This is a genomic window from Endozoicomonas sp. SESOKO4 (genome assembly GCF_024606275.1).
The window spans coordinates 1-2230 of sequence record NZ_JAHHPS010000324.1 but is presented as its reverse complement, the minus strand read 5'-3'; the positions used below and the strand labels follow the sequence as shown (position 1 = coordinate 2230).

Genomic DNA, 2230 nt, shown 5'->3' with positions numbered 1-2230 from the left:
TATACTTACACTGTTCCATATCAATCAGGCCGTTAACAGGCACTTTCCCCTGCCCAAGAGCACTCTTGAGCGCTGAGTAGGATTCAATTTGTGTGTTCCCGGCCCACGCCTCAGAAAAAAAGATAACCAGAGTAAGAAAAGCACAGGCGACCAACCTGACAATGCACATGTTTTCTGCCTGTTGCTGTGTTTTATATGAGATCTCAAAGACCGTGAGGTGTACGCCATAACTTAATAGCCGATCCCAGTGGGCACCTGTAGTCTCCGGTTATGAGGGTCTTTCCGGTCTTTGCATCCGCTGCAATAAACTTGACTTTAAATTCCTTATCATCCTGACTGGAAAGGTCGTAGCCACTCTGCCACTCTATCCAGACTGGCATGTCTTCTGTCCGGTCTGGCAGACGACTGGCCCACTTGCTTTCATCCATAAGCGTATTCACTTTGTAGGTGGTTAGCATACTCACCGTGCCGTCTTCGTAGATGGCGTTTCGTTTGAAAATAGTGATCTCTTTTCCCCGAAAATCCAGAGTCTTTTGTGACTTACTCGTGCACTGTGCAAAATCAATCACACCGATAATAGGCACTTCTCCCTGTTCAAGAGCGTCCCTGAGGGCTGGGTAGGAGTCAATTTGTGTGGTCCCGGCCCATGCCTGAGAGCAGGAGATGACCAGAGCAAGAAGGGCACAGGCAAAGAACCTGATGATGAACATACTATGTGCCTCCCACTGTGTTTTAAAAGGGATTACAATTATAGATCAAGACAGGCTATTGCAATCGGCAAGACCAAAGACATCAAGTTGTTTATAATCCCAGCCAATTTTTCATCATTCCCGGTAAAACATAAGTAGACTCAACATGCAGCCCCATGACAATCTCACCTCCGACCTGATCGACACTATCCAGCGCAATGTTCGCCATGCTCTGGAAGAGGATATCGGTTCAGGTGACATTACGGCCTCTCTGATTCCTGCCGGGCAAATGGCCAAAGCCCGTATCCTATGCCGTGAGCCTGCCGTTATTGCCGGACGCCCCTGGTTTGATGAAGTGTTCAGACAGATCGATTCATCGGTCAATCTGAACTGGCAGGTTAAGGAAGGTGAACGTGTTGCAGCGGATCAGGTTCTGGTTTACATGGAAGGCCCTGCCAGAAGCCTGTTGACCGGTGAACGTGCTGCCATGAATTTCCTTCAGACCCTTTCCGGCACCGCTACCCGCTGTTATCACTATGCCAGTCAGGTCAAAGAGACAGACGTTCGACTGCTGGACACCCGCAAAACCCTGCCCGGTCTTCGTCTTGCCCAAAAGTACGCCGTCAAGGCAGGCGGATGCCACAATCACCGAATCGGACTTTATGATGCCTTCCTGATCAAGGAAAACCATATTGCCGCCTGCGGGGGTATTGAGCAGGCAGTCGACACCGCCCGAACCATGGCTCCGGGCAAACCCGTAGAAGTGGAAGTCGAGAACATGGAGGAGTTCCGACGGGCAAGAAGCGCTGGTGCCGACATTATCATGCTGGACAACTTCCCTCTGGAAACACTGCGTGAGACCGTTGAGTTGAACAAAACTCTGCCAGCGCCTCAGCCCGGACTGGAAGCTTCCGGAGGAATCACCGAGGAGCGCCTGCCGATGATCGCAGCGACCGGCGTCGACTTTATTTCTATCGGAACGCTCACCAAAGACATTGAGTCCGTTGACCTTTCCATGAGACTGGTTGATATCACAGAGATCTGAACAGGAAGCCACAGAGCATGAGTAAAATTCTGGTCACAGGGGGGGCTGGTTATATCGGTAGCCATACCTGCCTGGAATTATTAAACGACGGCTACGAAATAGTAGTTCTGGACAACCTTAGCAACAGCAACCAAGAATCTCTGCGCCGGGTTCAGGAGATAACTGGCAAGACACTGGAGTTTGTCAACGGCGACATCCGTGATCGAGCCTTGCTGGACACTCTCTTTCAACAGCATGATTTTGAAGCCGTCATCCACTTTGCAGGGTTGAAAGCCGTAGGAGAGTCCTGCGAGATTCCACTCGATTACTATGACAACAATGTGTACGGCACCTTGGTACTTTGTCAGGCCATGCAGGCAGCTCGTGTTAAACGTATCGTTTTCAGCTCGTCAGCGACTGTCTATGGTGATCCGGCCACTCTGCCGATCACGGAAGATTTTCCGCTGAGTGCCACCAATCCTTACGGTCGCTCGAAGCTGATGGTGGAAGAAGTTCT

3 protein-coding genes are annotated in these 2230 nt (G+C 50.7%); 2 read left to right on the top strand and 1 reads right to left on the bottom strand.

Going from position 1 to position 2230, the window contains the following annotated elements:
- Positions 1–203 precede the first annotated feature (203 nt).
- Complete coding sequence (locus KDK16_RS06090) at positions 204–710, bottom strand: hypothetical protein (protein WP_257275176.1); 507 nt, start codon at positions 708–710, stop codon at positions 204–206.
- A 145-nt stretch (positions 711–855) separates the two neighbouring features.
- Here KDK16_RS06090 and nadC point away from each other — a divergent pair, with 145 nt between their 5' ends.
- Entirely contained in the window at positions 856–1734 is an 879-nt protein-coding gene (gene nadC / locus KDK16_RS06085; RefSeq protein ID WP_257252846.1) for a carboxylating nicotinate-nucleotide diphosphorylase, read from the top strand.
- 17 nt (positions 1735–1751) lie between these two features.
- On the top strand, positions 1752–2230 hold a 479-nt coding region (locus KDK16_RS06080), incomplete at its 3' end, for an SDR family NAD(P)-dependent oxidoreductase (protein WP_257275175.1).

What these genes read in the sequence shown, in the direction of transcription:
- KDK16_RS06090 (WP_257275176.1), bottom strand. Translation starts at nt 710, where the DNA reads ATGTTCATCATCAGGTTCTTTGCCTGTGCCCTTCTTGCTCTGGTCATC.
- nadC (WP_257252846.1), top strand. Translation starts at nt 856, where the DNA reads ATGCAGCCCCATGACAATCTCACCTCCGACCTGATCGACACTATCCAG.